Origin of the sequence: Brevibacterium sp. SMBL_HHYL_HB1 (assembly GCF_018208375.1) — a bacterium.
In the GTDB taxonomy this organism is placed as follows: Bacteria; Actinomycetota; Actinomycetes; order Actinomycetales; family Brevibacteriaceae; genus Brevibacterium; species Brevibacterium intestinavium.
The window spans coordinates 2243827-2265137 of sequence record NZ_CP062936.1 but is presented as its reverse complement, the minus strand read 5'-3'; the positions used below and the strand labels follow the sequence as shown (position 1 = coordinate 2265137).

The 21311-nt window shown below is 66.0% G+C and carries 19 protein-coding genes and 1 tRNA gene; 15 read left to right on the top strand and 5 right to left on the bottom strand.

Annotated elements, in window-relative coordinates; genetic code table 11:
• Positions 1-87 precede the first annotated feature (87 nt).
• A complete protein-coding gene (locus tag IG171_RS10480; protein WP_212127406.1) occupies positions 88-1308 on the top strand; it encodes a DUF6350 family protein in 1221 nt (406 codons plus the stop codon).
• A gap of 124 nt (positions 1309-1432) precedes the next feature.
• Here the strand turns inward: IG171_RS10480 and IG171_RS10475 are convergent, their stop codons facing one another.
• Entirely contained in the window at positions 1433-1885 is a 453-nt protein-coding gene (locus IG171_RS10475) for a hypothetical protein (protein WP_212127405.1), read from the bottom strand.
• 102 nt (positions 1886-1987) lie between these two features.
• Between IG171_RS10475 and purN the strand changes: the two genes are divergently transcribed.
• The 4 genes from purN to IG171_RS10455 all read left to right on the top strand — a co-directional run bounded on the left by purN (position 1988) and on the right by IG171_RS10455 (position 4931).
• On the top strand, positions 1988-2611 hold the full coding sequence (gene purN / locus IG171_RS10470; RefSeq protein ID WP_212127404.1) for a phosphoribosylglycinamide formyltransferase: 624 nt from the start codon (positions 1988-1990) through the stop codon (positions 2609-2611).
• Positions 2612-2660: 49 nt separating this feature from the next.
• Positions 2661-4229 carry a bifunctional phosphoribosylaminoimidazolecarboxamide formyltransferase/IMP cyclohydrolase gene (purH, locus tag IG171_RS10465; RefSeq protein ID WP_212127403.1) on the top strand — a complete coding sequence of 523 codons (1569 nt, stop codon included), beginning with the start codon at positions 2661-2663 and terminating at the stop codon, positions 4227-4229.
• A gap of 1 nt (position 4230) precedes the next feature.
• Entirely contained in the window at positions 4231-4572 is a 342-nt protein-coding gene (locus IG171_RS10460) for a hypothetical protein (RefSeq protein WP_212127402.1), read from the top strand.
• A gap of 176 nt (positions 4573-4748) precedes the next feature.
• Positions 4749-4931 (top strand): antitoxin, encoded by a 183-nt coding sequence (locus IG171_RS10455; RefSeq protein ID WP_212127401.1) that lies wholly within the window; start codon positions 4749-4751, stop codon positions 4929-4931.
• A 139-nt stretch (positions 4932-5070) separates the two neighbouring features.
• On the opposite strand, the gene pcrA is transcribed toward IG171_RS10455, so the two are convergent.
• Both pcrA and IG171_RS10445 read right to left on the bottom strand, forming a co-directional pair.
• Complete coding sequence (pcrA, locus tag IG171_RS10450; protein ID WP_212127400.1) at positions 5071-7500, bottom strand: DNA helicase PcrA; 2430 nt, start codon at positions 7498-7500, stop codon at positions 5071-5073.
• A 142-nt stretch (positions 7501-7642) separates the two neighbouring features.
• Positions 7643-8050, bottom strand: coding sequence for a hypothetical protein (locus tag IG171_RS10445; RefSeq protein WP_212127399.1), 408 nt, complete (start codon positions 8048-8050; stop codon positions 7643-7645).
• Between the two features lie 64 nt (positions 8051-8114).
• On the opposite strand from IG171_RS10445, the gene IG171_RS10440 reads away from it, so the two are divergent.
• The 6 genes from IG171_RS10440 (at position 8115) to pth (ending at position 13406) form a co-directional block, all read left to right on the top strand.
• Positions 8115-8186: transfer RNA gene (locus IG171_RS10440), tRNA-Gln, on the top strand.
• A gap of 32 nt (positions 8187-8218) precedes the next feature.
• Positions 8219-9676: a bifunctional UDP-N-acetylglucosamine diphosphorylase/glucosamine-1-phosphate N-acetyltransferase GlmU gene (gene glmU / locus IG171_RS10435; RefSeq protein ID WP_212127398.1), complete on the top strand. Its 1458-nt coding sequence runs from the start codon at positions 8219-8221 to the stop codon at positions 9674-9676.
• On the top strand, positions 9669-10640 hold the full coding sequence (locus tag IG171_RS10430; protein WP_212127397.1) for a ribose-phosphate diphosphokinase: 972 nt from the start codon (positions 9669-9671) through the stop codon (positions 10638-10640). Before glmU ends, IG171_RS10430 begins: the two co-directional genes overlap by 8 nt.
• Positions 10641-10776: 136 nt before the next feature.
• Positions 10777-11781: an alpha/beta hydrolase gene (locus IG171_RS10425; protein WP_212127396.1), complete on the top strand. Its 1005-nt coding sequence runs from the start codon at positions 10777-10779 to the stop codon at positions 11779-11781.
• 150 nt (positions 11782-11931) lie between these two features.
• Positions 11932-12579 (top strand): 50S ribosomal protein L25/general stress protein Ctc, encoded by a 648-nt coding sequence (locus IG171_RS10420; protein ID WP_212127395.1) that lies wholly within the window; start codon positions 11932-11934, stop codon positions 12577-12579.
• Between the two features lie 227 nt (positions 12580-12806).
• Positions 12807-13406, top strand: a complete 600-nt coding sequence (gene pth / locus IG171_RS10415; RefSeq protein ID WP_212127394.1) for an aminoacyl-tRNA hydrolase — start codon at positions 12807-12809, stop codon at positions 13404-13406.
• Between the two features lie 72 nt (positions 13407-13478).
• On the opposite strand, the gene IG171_RS10410 is transcribed toward pth, so the two are convergent.
• Together IG171_RS10410 and IG171_RS10405 are read right to left on the bottom strand one after the other, a co-directional pair.
• On the bottom strand, positions 13479-14192 hold the full coding sequence (locus tag IG171_RS10410) for a rhomboid family intramembrane serine protease (RefSeq protein WP_212127393.1): 714 nt from the start codon (positions 14190-14192) through the stop codon (positions 13479-13481).
• A 164-nt stretch (positions 14193-14356) separates the two neighbouring features.
• The gene (locus IG171_RS10405) at positions 14357-15835 is read right to left on the bottom strand and encodes an arylsulfotransferase family protein (RefSeq protein ID WP_212127392.1); all 1479 of its coding nucleotides are present in this window, start codon (positions 15833-15835) and stop codon (positions 14357-14359) included.
• 96 nt (positions 15836-15931) lie between these two features.
• Here IG171_RS10405 and mfd point away from each other — a divergent pair, with 96 nt between their 5' ends.
• The 4 genes from mfd (at position 15932) to IG171_RS10385 (ending at position 21266) form a co-directional block, all read left to right on the top strand.
• Complete coding sequence (gene mfd / locus IG171_RS10400; protein ID WP_249203608.1) at positions 15932-19582, top strand: transcription-repair coupling factor; 3651 nt, start codon at positions 15932-15934, stop codon at positions 19580-19582.
• Between the two features lie 134 nt (positions 19583-19716).
• Positions 19717-19911 (top strand): CsbD family protein, encoded by a 195-nt coding sequence (locus IG171_RS10395; RefSeq protein WP_212127391.1) that lies wholly within the window; start codon positions 19717-19719, stop codon positions 19909-19911.
• 63 nt (positions 19912-19974) lie between these two features.
• Positions 19975-20415, top strand: a complete 441-nt coding sequence (locus IG171_RS10390; protein ID WP_249203607.1) for a MazG nucleotide pyrophosphohydrolase domain-containing protein — start codon at positions 19975-19977, stop codon at positions 20413-20415.
• Positions 20412-21266 (top strand): tyrosine-protein phosphatase, encoded by an 855-nt coding sequence (locus IG171_RS10385; RefSeq protein ID WP_212127390.1) that lies wholly within the window; start codon positions 20412-20414, stop codon positions 21264-21266. The genes IG171_RS10390 and IG171_RS10385 overlap by 4 nt, the downstream gene beginning before the upstream one ends.
• Positions 21267-21311 lie beyond the last annotated feature (45 nt).

The following is a 21311-nucleotide window of genomic DNA, read 5'->3' as shown; positions in this document are numbered from 1 at the left end:
CTGTCCTGGCGCAATTGTACTTCCCAGAACGAGGAATCGCGCTGTCAATACCGAAAAGCAGGCCCGACGTCAGTGAAAATGGAAGTGATGCGCACTTCTCCTCACCTCCGCCCCCTCCGTCGAACGATCTTCACAGTTCTGCTGGAAGTCGTGAAGATCGACCTCATCGTCGTACCGGCCGCCTTCGTCGTGGCGACGGCGTGCTGGATCGTCGGGCTCGGCTCACAGCTGCCGTATTCGGTGATTCCCGAGTGGGCCTTCGCACTGTGGGCATCGGTCTCGGGCCTCAGCGTCTCGACCCTCGGGTTCGACTTCTCCGTGGCACCGAGCCTGATCACGCTCGGACTGTGGTCGCTCGTGGCCGCGGCTGCCTGCCGCCTCGTCGACGGCATCGCAGCCGATGCGCCCGACGATGATGTGGACGGTCGCGGCGACTGGTGGACGATCATGGCCACGGCTCTGGGGACCTTCGCCGTGGTGTATGCGGGCCCGCTGCTGGCTTTCGCGATCCTGGTCGGACAGGCGACGGTGACTCCTCTGGGAATCCTGCGTCTCCTCCTCTTCCTCGTCTCTGCCGTGGGCTTCGGATTCCTCCGGGTCCGCGGCGTGGCTGATATTCCGGGGCTGCGGGGGCTCGACGAGATCTGGGATCTCGGATGCAGGTTGGCGCGCCGCTTGCTCTGGGGTGCACTGGCAGCGGCCGTGGTCATCCTCGCCGTCGGCATCGTCCTCCGCTGGGACGATGTGTCCGTGTCGCTGCAGGTCTACAGCTCACCGGTCGCCGCCGGTGTCGGCCTGCTCATCGTCCAGCTGCTGTTCGCCCCGGGCATCCTCTACTCGGCGCTGTCGTGGAGCGCCGGTTCCGGCGTCGGCCTGGGCGGAGCGGAGACGAGTTCGGCACTGCACGCGGCCACCGTGCCGGTGCCCGATGTTCCGGTGCTGCAGCTGCTCAGCGGAGACTACCCGGCATGGACGATGGCGGCGCCGGCGGTTCTCATCGTCCTCGGCCTGCTGGCGACCATCCTCGGACGGGACCGAGCCCGCGAAGTGCTCGAAGGCTCATGGTCGGGCATCGGCATCGCCGCCGGCATCGTCTTCGTCGGTTTCGAGATCCTCGCGCTCTTCTCCGGCGGGGCCTTGGGGCCCTTGAGTCTGTCCGACTTCGGACCCTCGGCCCTGACCTCGGCAGTCGTCGTCACGGTCTGGATCGGTGTGGGAATGGCCATCGGACTGCTCTTGATCAGACTCTCCACGCTGCAGGCCGACGACGGGAGCCCCGTGCACTGGGATGAGGACGAGAGCCGATGAGAGCGGCGCGACCGAGCCTCTGCAGCGGGATCTCGGCGACGTGGTTTCAGCTGGGAGGTGACGGGATCAGCCGGGAGTGGGGGACGGGATCAGTCGGCAACGGACGGGGCCGGACCCATTTCACTCACTGCGTGCCCGGCAGATCGAGGTCCTGTCCGGTGATCTGCTTGAACCAGTCACCGAGTCCGGTCTGGTAGTCGCTGGTGCACGTCAGCTGAGCCTGCTCGGTGATCGCATCGCGCAGGCACTCCTCGTACTTGGACTGCACCGGCCAGAGGATGACCGACGACATCGTCGAGAAGACGAGATAGAGGCTGAGCAGACCGCCGAGGATGCCCAACGACATGTTCCTTCGCTGCTTCGTCTTCACCACGGCGACGATGTACTTCACCGACCAGACGATCGCCGCGATCGCAAAGCCGATGGCGGCGAGCTTGAACGGCAGCTGGTAGGTGAACGTCAGCACCGAGGCGAGGATCAGCAGGATCAGGACGAGCCCGTGTCGTGCCGGAGCGGCCTGTTTCTCCTCGTCGGGAGTCGGTGCCTTCTTCTCTTCGGTGCTGTTTGGTGGCGTCACTGTGCCAGTTTCTCACAGACGACTGACAAATGCCTCGGCGGGCCGTGTCCGGTGGCTGGCCGCGCGAGCGCACAGCAGAGACGCAGACGTTAGAATGGGCGCGTGCGCATCGTTCTTCTGGCCTCAGGCTCCGGTACCCTCACTCAGGCAGTCATCGACGCATTCGCCGCTGGAACGCGCGGAGTCGAGATCCTGGCAGTCGGCTCGGATTCGTCCACGGCCGGAGTCCTGGACCGGGCCCGCGCCCACGATGTTGCGACCTTCGTCGTCCGGCCGAAGGACTTCGCCGACCGACAGGCCTGGAACGAACAGCTGCGGCGGACAGTGGCCGAACTCGGACCCGACTGGGTGGTGTCGGCCGGGTTCATGCGCATCCTCGGCCCGAGCTTCGTCGAGGCGTTCTCCAACCGGATCATCAACACCCATCCGGCGCTTCTGCCGTCGTTCCCGGGAGCGCACGGAGTCCGCGACGCACTCGCCCACGGAGTGAAGCTGACCGGCGGGACCATCCACCTCGTCGACACCGGCGTCGACACGGGCCCGATCATCACCCAGTACGCCGTGCCCATCGGCGATGACGACACCGAAGAGACCGTCCACGAACGCATCAAGGCCCTTGAGAGGGAAGAGCTCGTGCGTCTGCTGGCCCACCTCGCCCACTCCGATCTCGTCATCGACGGTCGGCATGTCCGCGGATATGCCGCCTCGGCGACGGCTGCAAACTGACCCCAGCCGGGCGAAGAATCGACCGGCGAACGAACCTCAAGGAGGATCTGTGACAGGAACCCGCGCGATCAGGAGAGCGCTGATCAGCGTCTATGACAAGACCGGGTTGGAGGACCTGGCTCGCGGACTCGACGCCGCCGGAGTCCAGATCGTGTCGACCGGTTCGACGGCAGCGAAGATCGCCGAGGCGGGGGCCGAGGTGACGAAGGTCGAAGACCTGACCGGGTTCCCCGAATGTCTCGAAGGGCGGGTCAAGACCCTCCACCCGCGGGTGCACGCGGGCATCCTCGCCGACTCCCGCAAGCCGGACCATCGGAGTCAGCTCGACGAGCTCGGGATCGAGCCCTTCGACCTCGTCATCGTCAACCTCTATCCGTTCTCCGACACCGTCGCCAGCGGTGCGGGCTTCGACGACTGCGTGGAGCAGATCGACATCGGCGGACCCTCGATGGTCCGCGCCGCAGCGAAGAACCACCCGACCGTCGCGGTGGTCACCGATCCGGCCGACTATTCGGCCGTGATCGAGGCCGCATCCGGCGAGGGCTTCGGTGTCGCCGCGCGGCGGGAGTTCGCCGCACGGGCCTTCGCCCACACCGCCGCCTATGACACCGCGGTGGCCTCATGGTTCGCCGCCGAACTCAGCGGTGCGGAAGACAGCGACGGCGACGAGGCCGACCAGCCGGCCTTCGCCGGAGTCACGGGAGAGAAGATCGCGGATCTGCGCTATGGGGAGAACCCGCATCAGGCCGCAGCGGTCTACTCCGACGGCACCCGCGGCATCGCCTGTGCCACGCTGCTGGGCGGCAAGGCGATGTCGTACAACAACTACACCGACACCGATGCCGCGATCCGTGCGGCCTTCGACTTCGACCAGCCGGCCGTGGCCATCGTCAAACACGCGAACCCCTGCGGCATCGCCGTCGCCGACACCGCAGCCGCCGCGCACAAGGCCGCCCACGAATGCGATCCGCTCTCGGCATACGGCGGGGTGATCGCCACCAATCGTGAAGTCGACGCTGAACTGGCCGCATCGATCAAGCCGATCTTCACCGAGTGCCTGGCCGCACCCTCGTTCTCCGCCGAGGCTCTCGAGCTCCTGTCGACGAAGAAGAACCTGCGCCTGCTCGAACTCGGTGAGGTCGACTTCGCCGCGTCCGAGATGAAACCCATCACCGGCGGATTCCTCGTCCAGGACCGCGACGCGTTCCAGGCCGAGGGCGACCGGCCGGAGAACTGGACCCTGGCCGCCGGGAAGCCCGCGACGCCGGAGATCCTCGCCGACCTCGAGTTCGCCTGGAAGGCCGGCCGGGCCGTGAAGTCCAACGCCATTCTGCTCGCCAAGGGCGGGGCCTCGGTCGGTGTGGGCATGGGACAGGTCAACCGAGTCGATTCGGCCAAGCTGGCCGTCGAGCGTGCCGGTGCCGAACGCGCCGCCGGTGCCGTCGGCGCCTCCGATGCCTTCTTCCCGTTCCCCGACGGTCTGCAGATCCTCATCGACGCCGGAGTCACCGCCGTGGTGCAGCCGGGCGGATCGATCCGCGACGACGAGGTCATTGCCGCCGCTCAGCAGGCCGGGATCACGATGTACCTGACCGGGAGCCGTCATTTCTTCCACTGAGATGAAGCGACCTCACCCTCGCCACGCACGGCGGGGGAGAGGGCCGATCGCCAAGCGGTGGATCTATTGGAAGCGCAGGTACGCGCATCCCACCCGCCGTGATTGGGTGCTGCTCGGATGCCTCCTGGCGGCCATCGCCGCGGCGGCCTGCTCGTTCATCGATTTCCGTCTCGGCGCCGTCGTCTTGGCCGCCGTGCCGGCTGGTCTCGCCGGGTTCAGGGCGATGCCCCCACCGTGGAACGAGGTGTGGACCAACCGCTCGAAGGCCGTCGACATCACCACCTGCCTCCTGTTCGCGGTGCTGCTGGTCGGCCTGGCATTCCTCATCCCGCCGTCCCGGTGATTCCATGACGCCGCTGACGACCATGGTCAAGGAGTCCTGTGCCCGTGCTCGTGCTGCGCAATTTTATGTGCATTCTCTGAGAAACGGGACATCGCGGTGTCGCAACGACGGAATAAGTGGCAGGGTGATGGCGTCAGAAGGTTCGCTTCGAACCTTTTCCGATGAAAGGAGACAGTATGGGACTGGACGATCTGACCAATAAAGCCAAGGACGCCATGAATAGCGATAAGGGTGAGCAGATCAGCGACCAGGGCCTGGACAAGGCTGCTGACGCCGCCAACAATGTCACCGGCGGAAAGTTCGAAGACCAGATCAACAAGGGTCGCGACGCAGCCGATGACAAGCTTGGCAACGAATGATCTTCACTCCATAGCCGCGTCCGGCATGGAATAGGCGCCGAGGAGAACGAGAGTTCCCCTCGGCGCCTTCTTCGTGGCGGGCGCTTCAACCAGGTGAGTGCTTCGACCAGGTCGGCGGTTCAACGAGCCGCCGGGACGGTCAGTTGAGCTTGTCGATCGGAGCGTAGCGCAGCAGCAGTCGCTTCGAACCGGCAGAACCGAAGTCGACCACAGCCACCGTCTTGTCCCCGACCCCGTTGACCTCGGTGACGGTGCCGAGGCCGAAGGACTCGTGGGAGACCTTCTCTCCGACCTCGACGGAGATGACCTCTCGGTTGGGACGGATCCGATTGGGGAAACCGGCCGCCGGTGCCGAGGAGCCGGCACCCGACCGCGAGGATGTGCCGCGGCCTGCACCGAATCCGCGTGAGGTTCCCGAATGTCCCGAGGAATAGCCGGACCCGAAGCCGCCGGAGAACCCACCGGAGAAGCTGCCTGTGTTCTCCCAGACGATGAGGTCCTCCGGGATCTCGGACAGGAACCGACTCGGCGGGTTGTATTGCGGTTGGCCCCACATGCTGCGGGTCTCGGCCCGGCTCAGCAGCAGCCTCTGGCGGGCGCGTGTGAGTCCGACATAGGCCAGGCGCCGTTCCTCGGACAGCTCCAGCGGGTTCTCGAACGACCGGGAATGCGGGAATCCACCGTCCTCGAGTCCGGTGAGGAAGACGACGGGGAACTCCAGCCCTTTGGCCGTGTGCAGCGTCATGAGCGTGACCTGACCCAGCTCGGCATCGGGGATCTGATCGGTGTCCGAGGCCAGCGCCACCTGTTCGAGGAACTGGTCGATGGCTGCGACTCCGACGCCGGGAGCAGGGGGAGCTTCCTCCGCCGCGGCGGCGGAAGCGTCGTCCGTTTCCGTGTCGGTGTCCGCCTCGGATGTCGCGGCGGCCTCACGGGAGGCGACGAAGTCCTCGGCCACGGCGACGAGTTCGGCGAGGTTGTCCACCCGCGACTCGTCCTGCGGATCGGTGCTTTTCTGCAGCGATTCGAGATAGCCGGACTGTTCGAGGATCGCCTCGATCACCCGCGACAGCGGGGACGATTCGGCGGTGGAGGCGAGGTCCTGCATGAGATCGTAGAACTTCTGCACCGAGGTCAGAGCCCGAGAGCTCAGATGGGGAATCTCCTCGAGCCGTCCCAGGGCCGTATGGAAGCTGATGCCCTCCCGGTCGGCGAAGTCCGCGATGAGGCCTTCGGTGCGGTCGCCGATGGAGCGCTTGGGCACATTGAGGATGCGGCGCAGATTGACATCGTCATCGGGATTGGCCACCACCCGCAGATAGGCCAGGGCGTCCTTGATCTCCTTGCGTTCGTAGAAGCGGGTGCCGCCGACGACCTTGTAGGGAATGCCCGAGCGGACCAGGGCGTCCTCGATGGCCCGCGACTGGGCATTCGTGCGATAGAAGACGGCGAAGTCGCCGTACCGGTAGTTCTCGTCGTCGATGAGATCGTCGATGCGGTCGACGATGAACCGTGCTTCGGCCTGCTCGTTCTCGGCCACCCAGCCGACGATCTGCTCACCCGTTCCCTCGGAGGTCCACAGCTTCTTCTCCCTGCGGTCCTCGTTGTGGGAGATGACGGCATTCGCCGCGTCGAGGATGTTCTGCGTCGAACGGTAGTTCTGCTCGAGGAGGATGGTCTCCGCGTTCGGGAAGTCCTTCTCGAACTCGACGATATTGCGCACCGTGGCACCGCGGAAGGCATAGATCGACTGGTCGGCATCACCGACGACGGTGAGTTCGGCTCCCGACGCACCGCCGGCGCCGTCGCCGGCCAGGGCCTTGATCAGCGCGTACTGGGCCGGGTTCGTGTCCTGGTACTCATCGACGAGGATGTGCCGGAACCGCCGCCGGTAGGAATCGGCGACCTCGGGGAAGGCGCCGAAGAGGTGGACGGTCTCGGAGATGAGGTCGTCGAAGTCGAAGGCATTGGCCAGGCGCAGTCGGGAGGTGTAGCGCTTGAAGACGTCCGCGAGCACCTCGTCGGCGGGATTGTTCGGGCGGGGAGTGAAGTCGTCGGGGGTCTGCAGCTCGTTCTTGAGGTTCGAGATCCGATGCAGAATGGCTCGCGGGGTGTACTTCTTCGTGTCGAGGCCGAGTTCCTTGAGGATCTGCGAGACGAGGCGCTGGGCGTCCTGAGCGTCATAGATGGTGAAGTTCGTGTTCCGGCCCAGCACCCTCGCCTCCCGACGCAGGATCCGCACGCACGAGGAGTGGAACGTCGAGACCCACATGGCGCGGGAGGCCGGGCCGACGATGGAGGACACGCGTTCGGCCATCTCCCTGGCGGCCTTGTTCGTGAAGGTGATCGCCAGGACTTCGCCCGGATGAGCGCGCCCCGTGGCCAGGGCATAGGCGATGCGGCGGGTCAGAACAGTGGTCTTGCCCGACCCTGCTCCGGCGACGATGAGCAGCGGGGACCCGGTGTGCATCACGGCTTCGCGCTGTCGCGGGTTGAGCCCGGTGAGGAGTTCGGCCGCTCGGGGGTCGGCGCCGGCGGCATGGTCGAGGTGTTCAGATGCAGCAGTCATGTCGTCCACAACGATACCGTCCGGGCCGGACACGGGACGATTCTGCCCGCGAGCGGAGCCGACGGCCCTCGCGGACACGGCTGACGGCGGCCCGGATACCGCGTGCTGGGCATCCGGGCCGCCGTCAGGAGAGCCGAGTCGGTCAGTGGACGAAGACGGCCACGATGAGGTTGATGATCGTGAACGCGAACGTCAGATGCGCCATCGTCGCCGACGGATTCTTCACCGCCGTCGCAGCGGTGCCCTCGGCGGGGGCCGATGCTTCGGGGCCTGCAGCGGTGAAGGCCTTCTGCTTCCTGCTGCCGATGAACGCGAAGACGGTGACGATGATCGCCACGACCAGTTTGATGCCGATCTTCACATGGTTGACGTCCCCGTCGCCCATCTCCGCGATGCCCACGAGCAGCAGTCCCGTGATGAGCTGGAGATAGGACGCGTGGAGCATTCCGGAGAGCACCTTGGGGGAGCGGATGACAGTGAAATAGCCCCCGACGATGATCGCCATTCCGACCAGATGCAGGGTCAGAAGGATCTCGCGTAGAATTTCCATAGAATTAATCGTAGTGGCATGATGGTGTCTCGTGAGCGCGGGCCCCTGAACTGGTGCACGCTGTTCCGCCCTGGTGTAATGGCAGCACGCCGGCCTTTGGAGCCGTGCAGTATAGGTTCGAATCCTATGGGCGGAGCTGGCCCCAACCGACATGCGAAGGATTCAACTATGTCGCAGACGCGTCCGACCGCCGTCATCGTACTGGCCGCGGGCCAAGGCACCCGAATGAAATCGGCTCTTCCCAAGGTGATGCATCCCATCGGCGGTCGTTCCCTGCTCCACCACGCCGTGTCGGCCGCCGACGGCACCTGTGCCGACCACCTCGTCGTCGTCGTCCGACACGAACGCGAGCAGCTCGTCGCCCATCTGGACTCCCTGCCTCTGGCCTCTCAGCGCTCCCTGCTCATCGCCGATCAGGACGAGGTCCCGGGCACCGGCCGCGCCACCGAATGCGCGCTGACCCAGCTGCCGGAGGACATCAGCGGCACGGTCGTCGTCACCTACGGCGATGTTCCGCTGCTGACGACGGAGACCATCAACGACCTCGTCGAGGTCCATGAATCATCTTCCAACGCCGTGACGGTGCTCTCGGCCGAGGTCGACGACCCGACCGGCTACGGCCGCATCGTCCGCGACTCCTCCGGAGCGCTGCTGCGCATCGTCGAAGAGAAGGACGCGAACGAGGACGAACGCGCTATCAGCGAGATCAACTCGGGCATCTACGCCTTCGACGCCGTCGCGCTCAAGGAGGCACTGGCGTCCCTGACGACCGACAACGCCCAGGGAGAGAAGTACCTCACCGATGTCATCGGCCTCTCCCGTCAGGCCGGCCGGGCGGTGGCGGCCACCGTCACCGACGATCTGTGGCAGGTCGAAGGAGCGAACGACCGCGTCCAGCTGGCCAACCTGGGCAAGGAGCTCAACCGCCGCCAGTGCGAGAAGTTCATGCGCGCCGGAGTCTCCATCATCGACCCGGACACCACGTGGATCGACGTCGATGTCGCGATCGGTCAGGATGTGACGATCCTGCCCGGCACACAGCTGCTCGGCGCCACGGACGTCGCCACCGGCGCCGTCATCGGACCGGACACCACCCTCAAGGACACCGAGGTCGGGGCCGGGGCGCACATCGTGCGCACACACGGCGAACTCGCCGTCATCGGCGCCGAGGCCAGCGTCGGCCCCTTCGCCTACCTGCGTCCGGGCACCAGCCTCGGCGAGTCCGGAAAGATCGGCACCTTCGTGGAGACGAAGAACTCCGACATCGGCACCGGCGCCAAGGTCCCGCACCTGTCCTATGTCGGTGATGCCGACATCGGCGAGGGCACGAACATCGGCGCCGCCTCGGTGTTCGTCAACTACGACGGTGTCAACAAGCACCGCACCGTCGTCGGCAAGCATGCACGCATGGGCTCGGACAATATGTATGTCGCCCCTGTGACCGTGGGCGATGGCGCCTACTCGGGTGCGAGCACGACGGTGCGCAAGGATGTTCCTGCAGGAGCGCTGGCCATCTCCGTGGCTCCGCAGCGCAACCTGGAGGGCTGGGTCCAGACAAATCGTCCCGGTACGCTTGCAGCGCAGGCAGCCGAAAACGCGTCCGAAGGGGAACGGATTAGTGAATGAGATAACGACGACGGGTGATAAGAAGCTCGTCCTGGTCAGCGGTCGGGCGAACCCCGAACTCGCCGAACAAGTCGCGGAGAATCTGGGGACGGAGCTCCTCCCCACCGATATCTACAACTTCGCCAACGGGGAGATCTACGTCCGGTACTCCGAGTCGGTCCGCGGCAGCGACGTCTTCGTCCTCCAGTCGCACTGTGCGCCGATCAACGAGTGGCTGATGGAGCAGCTGATCATGGTCGACGCCCTCAAGCGCGCCTCGGCCAAGCGGATCACCGTCATCGCTCCCTTCTTCCCGTACGCACGGCAGGACAAGAAGCACCGCGGACGCGAGCCCATCTCCGCCCGCCTCGTCGCCGACCTGTACAAGACCGCCGGTGCCGACCGGATCATCGCCGTCGACCTCCACACCGCGCAGATCCAGGGATACTTCGACGGTCCGGTCGACCACCTCATCGCGATGCCGATCCTCGCCGGCTACGTCAAGGACAAGTATCCCGGCGATCTCGCCGTGGTCTCTCCCGATGCCGGCCGCATCAAAGTCGCCGAGAACTGGTCGAATTCGCTGGGCGGAGTCCCGCTGGCCTTCATCCACAAGACCCGCGACATCACCCAGCCCAATGCGAGCAAGGCCAACCGCGTCGTCGGTGAGGTCGAGGGCCGGACCTGTGTGCTCGTCGACGACATGATCGACACCGGCGGGACCATCGTCCAGGCGGCCGACGCCTGCATGGCCGCCGGAGCGAAGGGCGTCATCGTCGTGTCGACCCACGCCGTGTTCTCCGGACCCGCGGTCGAACGCCTGTCGAACTCCGTGGCCGAAGAGGTCATCGTCACCAACACCCTGCCGCTGAGCGAGGACAAGGTCTTCGACAAGCTCACCGTGCTCTCGATCGCCCCGCTCATCGCCCGGGCCGTGCACGAAGTGTTCGAAGACGGATCGGTCACCAGCCTCTTCGAGGTCTGAGCCGCTAGCAGCGGCGGTGCGGGCCGGAATCCGCACACACGGGGCCCCGAGCCGACGATCGGCTCGGGGCCCCGTCGTGTCCGAGTGCAGTTCGCTCTACAATGGAGACAACACCTAAGCGAAGGGATCCGCGACGATGTCGTCACACGATTACAACCGGTACCGGGTCGACGTGGAGGGCGGGCGGCTGTCCGTCGGCGTGTGGGAGCCCGTGACCTCCGGCCCCGGACCCGTGCCCACGGTGTGCGTGATCCACGGGATCACCTCGAACCACCTCTTCTTCGCCGGTCTCGTCTCCGCCCTGCCCGGTGTGCGCGTCATCGGACTCGATCTGCGCGGACGCGCGGATTCGAGGACGCTGCCCGGACCGTTCGGGATGAGCGCTCATGCTCGGGACGTGCGCGCCGCCGTCGATGCCTTCGCCGATGACGGACCGGTGACCCTGGTCGGCCATTCCATGGGCGGATTCGTGGCGATGACCCTGGCCGCCGAGTCCCGGACCACCGGCGCCGAGGCGGCGCGAACCTTCCGCGGTCCCGTGCTCATCGACGGCGGCCTGCCTCTGCCTCTGGACGAGCCGAGCAGCGGGCACCCCGTCGACGACCTCAACGACGAGGACCTCGACACCGACGATCTCATCGCGGCCGTCCTCGGTCCCGCAGCGGAGAGGCTGTCGATGAGCTTCTCGACGGTCGAGGAGTATCTGGCGTTCTTCGCCGCACACCCCGCTTTCGTCGATGGTCTCGACACCGTGGCCACGGAGAGCTTCGTCTACGATCTGGCGGCCAAGGACGACCATTCCTTCCAGCCTTCCACCTCGGTCGAGGTGATGCAGGCCGACTCCGCGGATATGTACACCGGCGCGGACTATCGTCGAGCGCTGGAGACGATCATGGCTGATCAGCCGTCCCAGTCCGAGGTCATGTTCCTCTACGCCGAACGTGATCTCGTCGCCTCGGAACCGGGCCTCTATCCGCCCGAGCTCGTCGCCGACTACGCGCGGCAGTGGCCGCATCTGAGCGTCATCGACGTGCAGGGGACGAATCACTTCGACATCCTGCTGACCGAAACCGGAATCGATGCCTGCGCCGAGGCCGTCACGAGTCGACTTGGTGCCGTCGTCGACGGTGTCGTAGACTAGTCTGGTTGCCTCGGCGAGGGAGACTGCGGTCTCCGTGATCGACGCGGCCGACGTCCGACGAACCGAACGAGTTCGATGCTCTCCGTTCGCAGCGGATCCAGGCTGTTTCGCCGTGGTGCTCGAAGACAAGTTCACCACGAAGGAGAGAAAATGGCTGACTTCAAACTTCTGGCCGAAGCCCGCACTGAGTTCGGCAAGGGCGCAGCGCGCCGCATCCGCCGCTCGGGCCGCATCCCCGCGGTCATCTACGGTCATGGCGGAGATCCCATTCACGTGTCGCTCGAGGGCCATGCCACCATGCTGGCGCTCAAGCACGCCAACGCGCTGCTCGAGATCGAAAGCGCCGACGGGGCCAAGAACGTCCTGGCCATCGCTCGTGACGTGCAGATCGAGCCCGTGCGCCGTGAGATCGAGCACCTCGACCTGATCATCGTCAAGCGCGGTGAGAAGATCGAGGTCGACGTGCCCGTGCACGTCGTCGGCGAAGCCGCTCCCGGCACCATGGTCTCGCAGGAGGAGTCGACCATCGCCGTCCTGGCCGATGCGACCAAGCTGCCCGAACTCATCGAGGTCTCCATCGAGGGCCGTCCCGCCGGTGAGCACCTGCTGGCCGGACAGGTCGAGCTGCCCGCCGGCGTCGAGCTCGTCGCCGACGAAGAGCTGCTCATCGTCAACGTCTCCGAAGAGATCGAGATGGATCTCGAGTCGGATGCCGAGGAAGAGACCGCCGAGGCTGCGACCGAGGAAGCCGCAGCCGACGAGAAGTCGGGCGCGGAAGAGGCCTCCGAAGAGGAGTGATCCCACTTCGTCACAGCGAATCGGCTGTGACGAGCGCAGACTGAATACGGATTTCGGTGGGTCGTCGGAGAGGCGGCCCACCGAAATCGTCTCGGCCCCAGCACCTGCCCGGCGGGCAGGCACCACCAGCGCCGGCACCCGCCCGGCGGGCGGACCAACGCCGGCACCCGCCCCGCCGGCGGGCACAGACGAGCCGCACATGAGTCAGACAAGAGCAGAGGACGGCAATGACGAACGAGGCATGGTTGGTCTTCGGCCTGGGCAATCCCGGACCGAAGTACGAAGCGACCCGTCACAACATCGGACAGCTGGTCGTCGCCGAACTCGCTTCTCGGATCGGGACCTCTCTGACCCGGACGAAGCTGCGGTCGAACGTCGGCACCGGCCGACTGCCCACCGGCAGCATTCCGGGGCTGCCCGGTCCCCGGGTGGTTCTCGGAACCTCGACAGGGTACATGAACGAGTCGGGCGGCCCGGTGCGGCAGCTGGCCGACTTCTACGGCGTCGCCACCGAGCGGATCATCGCCGTCCACGATGACGTGGACCTGCCCTTCGACGTCGTCAAGGCCAAGCTCGGCGGGGGAGAGGGCGGACACAACGGTCTGCGCTCGATGACTGCGGTGCTGGGGACGAAGAGCTATCTGCGCGTACGCGCAGGTGTGGGGCGGCCTCCGGGGAGGCAGGACACCGCCGACTACGTGCTGCGGCCGTTCTCCAAGGACGAGAGGGCCACGCTGCCGATGTTCGTCTCCGACCTCGCCGATGCCGTCGAACTGCTCATCAACGATGGTCTCGAAGCCGTGCAGCAGAAGTTCCATTCACGCTGAGCGGCATTGCGGCGGTGCCGCCTCGGGGAGCGCTGACCGCTGCGGCGCGGCCTCGGTCCGGCCGCGAGGGACTCACTTCTGTCGTTCCGCGCTCGGGCGTCTGCGGTGGAGGAGCCAAGCGGCGAAGATGCCTCCGGCGAAGCCGAAGAGATGCCCCTGCCAGGAGATGTCATTGGTCTGAGGCAGCATGCCGAAGACCATGGAAGCGCCGTACGTGACGAAGATGAACAGGCCGATGACGAAGTAGATGATCTTGCGCAGGATGTCATCGGTGAACCAGGTGCGTACGGCCAGATAGCCGAAGAAGCCGAAGACGACGCCCGAGGCGCCGATGATGTGCTGTCCCGGCAGAGTGGTCAGCCACGCCCCGAGTCCGGAGCTGAGCGCAGTGATGCCCGCGACCTGCCAGAACCGTCGTGATCCTTCGACGGCGATGACGATGCCCAGCAGCAGGAACGGGAACGAGTTGGCCACGAGATGGCTGAAGCCCGAATGCAGCAGCGGAGAGGTGACGAGGCCGTAGAGCGAGAGCGCATTCCACGACTGCAGACTGAAGGCGTCGAGATCGAGCGGAATGAGCGTGTCGACGATCTCGAGGACCCACATCAGGGCCAGCAGCGCGAGCACCGGAACGAATTTCGACAGATGGTGATTGCGGTCGACGCTGGTGTTGAGGTGCGCGACCGGCGGGTGCGAGCTGCGGCCGGAGGGGGAGGAGCCGGAGTCGGAGCCGAAGAGGATTCGGGATTCCTCAGCGGAGAAACGAGGGGAATTGTTGGAGCTCATGGCTCAATTGTGGGTGAAGAAGCTTGGAGAACCCCGAAAAATCGGGCCCGTCGGGCAAACGTGATCGTTCCGTTAGTCCCGTAATCTTCCCGATATGTTCTTCGCCGAACCGCCATTCACCGCGTGCTGCTGGGGTCTCAGACCCGGGTGTCCCGCGATCCGCCTCAGCCGGACCGCGGACCCACCCGGGTCGAGGCGAGATGTCGGCCGTCGGCGTCGAGCGCCTCGACGACGATCTTGGAACCGTGCGGGGCGATGTCGGCCGCGGTTTCGAACCCGGTGCGCTCGACCTCGGTGTTCTCACTCAGATGGTCCTCGTCGTCACCGCTGAGGACCCGCCAGGAGGCGACCTCGGTGGCTCCGTTCCAGCTCATGTGGATGCGAGTGACTCCCGCTTGGGGTTCGGACTCGGTCGCGGTCGGCGGCGCGGTCGGCTGAGCGTGCCAGTCGAAGCGGTAGGCGCGGTAGTTCGACCCGCCGGTGAAGGTCATATCGGTCAGCAGCTTCCCGTCCTTCGTGTACTCCGAGACGAACGGCTGCGACCCCCAGCCGAGCACGACGTTGCCGTTGTCGAGCTCCTGGAAGTTCCCCTGACTGCCGGAGGACCGGTCATCGGGAGCGGGATACTCGGTGACCACCTCGGCGCGCTTGTCCTCCTCGTCGACGTCGAGCCGCAGCCCCCGCGTGTCGCCCAGCCTCGGGGCGGCATGGTTGTCGAACAGCGTCAGGGTGCCGTCGGACCGACGCTGGGCATCGTGCTGCCAGGCGAAGGTCGCCCCCTCGCCCATCTCGAAGTCCGAGGCCTTGCCTCCCAGCACCCAGTTGAGATCGGCCGTCTTCCGATCGAGCTGGTAGACCGCATGCGTGTTGCGGGCCGAGACCAGCAGCGAGGAGCCGTCGTCGTCCTCACTGACCGAATTCAGGTGGATGTAGTCGTAGGGTTCGTCCTCTGTGCCCTCACCGTCCTTGAACTCGGCTTCCGACTGTTCGACCGGGACATCGTCGAGGGAACGCCATTCGAAGAGCGGCTCGCCGGTGGCGATGTCGACTTCCTGAACCACTCCTTCCCACACCCAGCCGTCGGCGTCTCCGCCGACCTCGCTGAGGTCCGTCTGCGTCTTGACGTAGGAGAGCAGGAACATGGTGTCGTCATCGGTGATCGTCGTCTCGTGCAGATCCGAGCTGTCCTTGGGCAGTTCTCCGCCCATGCCCACCCGGGCGATCTCCTGGTACGAGTCATCGAGGATGACGACCTCGCCGGCCGTGTGCGGTGTCTCTGCCAGCCCCTCCCACCAGGTGAGCACGGGTTCGCCCTGATACTCCTGGACGCGCAGATCCCACAGGGTCCCGGAGTTCTCGCGCACCCAGATGGGATCGCCCGCCGCGTCGAGGATGAGGCCTCCGACCCAGGACTTGTCATCGGTCTTCGTCTGCCCCTTCGGGGCGAGGAACGTTTCGAGGTTCCCGTTGTCGTCGGGGAATTCACCGGAGTCGATGTCGACCTTCGGCGGACCGAGATCGGGACGGGTGTGGAAGTCCCACCGCTCGGCGACTTCGATGTCATCGTCGGCTTCACCGGTGCAGCCCGTGAGCAGGAGCGCCGAGGCGGCCAACCCTGCAAGGACGGTTCTCATCTTGGACATGAATATATCCTCACACGTTTCCGTCGCTTCCGCTCGTCGGCCCACCGGTGTCCGGGGCGAACGCGGCGTGTCATCGGCGTGGCCTAGAATGTTCGGGTGCTCAAAGGACTCGATCTCACACGCCAGAACCCCACCATCACCGGACTCGTCGATGCCTTCAACGATCCGAGCACGAGCGGGGGGACGATCGATGCCGTCAGAGGACTGTGGCCCTCGATTCTGCGCCGGACCGTCACGGCGGCAGCCGCATCTGATCGAGCCGATGCTCAGGAGGGTTCCGCAGGAGCGGATACGGCCGCCTCGGCGCCGCAGCTGATCGTCACGGCCACCACGCGTGAGGCCGAGGACCTGGCCCAGGCCCTGGCCGACTGGGTCCCGGCCTCGACGGTCGCGATCTTCCCCAGCTGGGAGACGCTGCCGCACGAGAAGCTGTCCCCGCGATCGGACACCGTCGGCCAGCGCCTCGAGGTGCTCCGACGCCTGGCCCATCCCCGCCCGGGCAGCGAACTGACGTTCATCATCGCCCCGGTGCGAGCCTTCCTCCAGCCTCTGGCGAAGGGCCTCGGCGACATCGAACCGGTGGAATTGGCCGTCGGCGACGAATGTGAGATCGACGAGCTGTCCGAGCGGCTGACCGAACTCGCCTATTCGCGGGTCGACATGGTCTCCAAGCGGGGCGAGTTCGCCGTCCGCGGCGGCATCGTCGACATCTTCCCGGCCACGGCGGAGCGGGCGCTGCGCGTGGAGTTCTTCGGCGACGAGGTCGACGAGATCCGCGAGTTCTCGGTCAGCGATCAGCGCTCCGTTCCGGCAGACGAGGACGACGAGCCGGTCGGCCTGTCGGCTCCGCCGTGCCGGGAGCTGCTGCTGACCGATTCGGTCCGGGCCCGGGCCGCCGAGCTGGCCGAGACCGTGCCCAGCGCCGCCGACATGCTGGAGAAGATCGCCGGCGGCGTCGCCGTTGAAGGCATGGAGTCCCTGTCCGCCGTGCTCGCCGACGGGATGGAGCCGATCATCGCGCTGCTGCCGGCGGAGTCGAAGATCATCATCACCGAACCCGAACGGGTTTCCGCTCGTGCCGCGGACCTGGTGGAGACCACGAACGAATTCCTTGAAGCCGCCTGGGCAGGAGCCTCGGCCGGGGGAGAGGCCCCGATCGACCTGTCCGCCGCCAGCTTCCGCACGGTGGCCGAGATGGAGGAGGGCGCTCGCCTCATCGGTCTGGCCTGGTGGGAGATCGGCGGGTTCGCCACCGACGAGGAACTGGCCGGTCCGGAAGAGAACATCTTCTCGGTGCCGGCCCGCATCCCCAAGGGCTACGCCGGTGACGTCGAAGCGATCCTGTCCGACCTCAAGGACATGATCCACGACAAGTGGCGCATCCTCGTGCTCACGGAGGGGCCGGGGCCGGGCAGGAGGATGGTCGAGGTGTTCTCCGAAGCCGGGGTGCCCGCCAGCTTCGTCGACGACCCCACTGATCTGCCCGAGGCTCTCGTAACCGTGACCACGGCCGCGTCCTTCGGCGGCTTCGTCTTCGACGACCTCAAACTCGCCGTGCTCACCGAAGCCGATGTCCTCGGACGGGCGGCGGCGACCTCGACGCGGGACATGCGGCGTCTGCCGACCCGCCGCAGACGCAATCAGGTCGACCCGCTCAACCTGTCTCCGGGCGACTACGTCGTCCACGACCAGCACGGTGTCGGCCGGTTCGTCGAGATGACGCAGCGGACCACCGGACGGGGAGCGAACAAGCACACCCGCGAATACCTCATCATCGAATACGCCCCCGCCAAGCGGGGACAGCCCGGGGACCGCCTCTATGTGCCCAGCGATGCGCTCGACCAGGTCACCCGGTATGTCGGCGGTGAGAGCCCGAACCTCAACAAGATGGGCGGGGCGGACTGGCAGACGACGAAGGCCAAGGCGCGCAAGGCCGTCAAGGAGATCGCCGGCGAGCTCATCCGCCTCTATTCGGCCAGACAGGCCACCGTCGGCCACGCCTACGGCCCGGACACCCCCTGGCAGCGGGAACTCGAGGACGCCTTCCACTACGTCGAGACCGCCGACCAGCTGACCACCATCGACGAGGTCAAGGCGGACATGGAGAAGACGGTTCCCATGGACCGCCTCATCTGCGGCGATGTGGGATACGGCAAAACGGAGATCGCGGTGCGCGCGGCCTTCAAGGCGATCCAGGAGGGCAAGCAGGTGGCCGTGCTCGTGCCGACGACGCTGCTCGTCCAGCAGCACTTCGAGACCTTCGCCGAACGCTATTCGGGCTTCCCCGTCACCCTCGCAGCGCTCTCACGGTTCCAGACCAAACAGGAATCGGAGAAGGTCAAGGAGGATCTTGCCGCCGGCAAGCTCGACCTCGTCATCGGCACCCACCGGCTGCTCAGCGGTGAGGTGCGATTCAAGGAACTCGGTCTGGTCATCATCGACGAGGAGCAGCGCTTCGGCGTCGAGCACAAGGAGACGCTCAAGGCGCTGCGGACGAACGTCGATGTCCTCGCGATGTCGGCGACTCCGATCCCGCGAACCCTGGAGATGGCGGTGACCGGCATCCGCGAGATGTCGACCCTGGCCACGCCGCCGGAGGAGCGGCACCCGGTGCTGACCTATGTGGGCAGGCGTGAGGACAAGCAGATCAAAGCCGCCATCCGGCGTGAGCTCATGCGGGAGGGCCAGGTCTTCTACATCCACAATCGGGTGCGCGACATCGAGTCCGTGGCCGGGCACATCGCCGAGTTGGTGCCCGAAGCCAGGATCGCCATCGCTCACGGCAAGATGAACGAGTCGCGCCTCGAGCAGGTCATCGTCGACTTCTGGGAGAAGAAGTACGACGTGCTCGTGTGTACCACGATCGTCGAGACCGGCATCGACATCGCTAATGCCAACACCCTCATCATCGACAACGCCGACCGCTACGGACTCTCCCAGCTCCATCAGCTGCGCGGGCGAGTCGGCCGCGGACGGGAACGCGCCTATGCGTACTTCCTCTATCCGCCGGACACACAGCTGACCGAGACCGCCCACGACCGTCTGACCACCCTGGCCGCGCACACGGAGCTGGGCGCCGGGATGCAGGTGGCGATGAAGGACCTCGAGATCCGCGGGGCCGGCAATCTGCTCGGCGGTCAGCAGTCCGGTCACATCGAGGGAGTCGGGTTCGACCTCTACGTCCGCCTCGTCGGCGAGGCCGTGGCGAAGTTCCGCGGTGAGGACACCGAGCCCGAGGCGGACATGCGCATCGAACTGCCCGTCGACGCCCACCTGCCGGCCGAATACGTCGCCCATGAGCGGCTGCGCCTCGAGGCGTACCGGAAGCTCGCAGCGGCAGCGGACGAGGCCGAGCTGCAGGAAGTCCTCGACGAACTCGTCGACCGCTACGGGCCCTATCCTGAGTCCGTCACCGTGCTCGCCGATGTCGCCAGACTGCGCATCCGTGCCCGTGCCTCGGGCGTCAACGACATCGTCATGCAGGGCAATTTCGTCCGCTTCGGCCCGCTCGAGCTCGCCGACTCCCAGGTCGTCAGGCTCAAACGCCTCTACCCGAAGTCGCTGCTCAAACCGGCGCTGCGGTCCGTGCTCGTGCCCAAGCCGGTGGCGGGAACCGGGTTCGATGCCAAGGAGATGACCGACTCGGACATCCTGCGCTGGGCCCACCAGTTCCTCGACGCCATCGTGCCCGTCGTCCAGTCGGAGGCCGCAGAGGACCCGGAGACCGCGAAGCAGGAGCAGAGCTGAGAAGCCCGTGCATATCCGTTTCGACTCCGCCTGTCCGCAGGCGAAGTGGCGTAGAGTGCGAAGCACGGAACAATCCGCAGCATTGCAGCATTCGACAATGCAATCGACACAGCAATCGATGAAGGAGACGTGCCATGGGTGTTGACGACAAGTTCCAGAACAAGGCCGAAGACCTCGGCGGACGCGCCAAGGAGACCATCGGCGACATCACCGATGACAACGAGCTCAAGGCCGACGGCGCCACCGATCAGATCAAGGCCAAGGCCAAGGATGTCGGTGAGTCGGTCAAGGACCTCGGAGACTCGGTCAAGGACAAATTCTCGAAGTGATCAGCGATCGGGCCCTCACCGCGGTGGCGGTGGGGGCCGTTCGTGTCAGCAGGAGGACGTTTCGTGGATGAGCCCACGACCAAACATGTGGTCGCGGCGATGGCGACGCTGCGGCGTCGCTGCCCGTGGTCGAGCAGGCAGGACCACCGCAGCCTGGAGAGATACGCCCGCGAGGAGACCGAAGAGCTCATCGAAGCGCTTGAGGACTACACCGCCGCACCGACCGAGGACACCCGTGCGGCGGTGGTCGACGAGCTCGGCGATGTGTTCTACCAGGTGCTGTTCCACTCCGCCCTGCTCGACGAGAGCGGAGGGCACGACTACGGCCACAGCCTGGCCGCTGTCATCGACGGTCTCGAGGACAAGCTCATCCGCAGACATCCCCTGGCCTTCGACGACGGTGACGAGCCGGCCTCGCTCGAGGACGTGGAACGTGAATACCGTCGGATCAAGGCAGAGGAGAAGGAGAGAACCGCGGCGCGGGGAAAGGGCGGTGACCGATGAGTCTGGAGCGTCTCCGTATCGAGGGCACTTTCAATTTCCGTGACCTCGGAGGCGTTCGCACCCGGGCCGGGGACTCCGCGGTGCGCCCCGGGCACGTGTTCCGCGCCGACGGCTTGGCACAGCTGACCGACCGGTCCCGTGCCGACATCCGTGCCCTCGGCATCCGCACCGTCCTCGACCTCAGGGACATCGGCGAGAGGTCGAAGCTTCCCGATGCGCTCGACGGACTGGAAGTCGACCATATCGAGCTGCCCGTCTTCGATGACCACTTCTTCCCCAGCCGGCCGCTCAGCCCCGAGGAGATGAGGGCCGCCTCCGAGGCGACCGGGATGGATCTCACCGACCGTTCTCTGGGACGGATCTACGAACTCATGATCACCCATTTCGGACATCGGCTGGCACAGGCGGTCGACACGGTGGCGGAGACCTGCTCCGAGGGTGTGGTCTTCCACTGCTCCGCCGGCAAGGACCGGACCGGGGTGGTCGGAGCGTTCCTGCTCGACCTCCTCGGCGTGGGCCGCGACGAGATCATCGACGAATACGCGATCACCTCCACGCATCTGTCCGGGGACTTCCTGCAGTCGATCACCCGGAACTTCGCCGATGCCGGGATCTCCGGCAACCTCGCCGAGACCGCCACCGCTGCCCCTCCCGAACTCATGCACGGCCTCCTCGACGATATCGACGCCGAATACGGCCCCGCCTCGGCGAGCGGCAGCGCCGTGGAAGCCTACCTGCTCACACACGGAATGGACCCGGCGACACCCGAGCGGCTGCGCGCCTGCCTGCTCGAGCCCGCGGATCGGTATCGAGGCTTCGGTCCTGTCGGGCCGCAAGGTGCATTAAGCTGAAGCGCAGGCACATGTTCCCCATGTGAAACCAAATGCTAAGGAGTA

Bases quoted from the DNA above. Each gene is read 5' to 3' on its own strand.
- IG171_RS10455 (WP_212127401.1), top strand. From the start codon at position 4,749: ATGGGACTGGACGATCTGACCAATAAAGCCAAGGACGCCATGAATAGC.
- IG171_RS10385 (WP_212127390.1), top strand. From the start codon at position 20,412: ATGAGTCTGGAGCGTCTCCGTATCGAGGGCACTTTCAATTTCCGTGAC.
- pth (WP_212127394.1), top strand. From the start codon at position 12,807: ATGACGAACGAGGCATGGTTGGTCTTCGGCCTGGGCAATCCCGGACCG.
- IG171_RS10395 (WP_212127391.1), top strand. From the start codon at position 19,717: ATGGGTGTTGACGACAAGTTCCAGAACAAGGCCGAAGACCTCGGCGGA.
- IG171_RS10425 (WP_212127396.1), top strand. From the start codon at position 10,777: ATGTCGTCACACGATTACAACCGGTACCGGGTCGACGTGGAGGGCGGG.
- IG171_RS10420 (WP_212127395.1), top strand. From the start codon at position 11,932: ATGGCTGACTTCAAACTTCTGGCCGAAGCCCGCACTGAGTTCGGCAAG.
- IG171_RS10460 (WP_212127402.1), top strand. From the start codon at position 4,231: ATGAAGCGACCTCACCCTCGCCACGCACGGCGGGGGAGAGGGCCGATC.
- IG171_RS10445 (WP_212127399.1), bottom strand. From the start codon at position 8,050: ATGGAAATTCTACGCGAGATCCTTCTGACCCTGCATCTGGTCGGAATG.
- IG171_RS10405 (WP_212127392.1), bottom strand. From the start codon at position 15,835: ATGTCCAAGATGAGAACCGTCCTTGCAGGGTTGGCCGCCTCGGCGCTC.
- IG171_RS10410 (WP_212127393.1), bottom strand. From the start codon at position 14,192: ATGAGCTCCAACAATTCCCCTCGTTTCTCCGCTGAGGAATCCCGAATC.
- pcrA (WP_212127400.1), bottom strand. From the start codon at position 7,500: ATGACTGCTGCATCTGAACACCTCGACCATGCCGCCGGCGCCGACCCC.
- IG171_RS10480 (WP_212127406.1), top strand. From the start codon at position 88: ATGCGCACTTCTCCTCACCTCCGCCCCCTCCGTCGAACGATCTTCACA.
- glmU (WP_212127398.1), top strand. From the start codon at position 8,219: ATGTCGCAGACGCGTCCGACCGCCGTCATCGTACTGGCCGCGGGCCAA.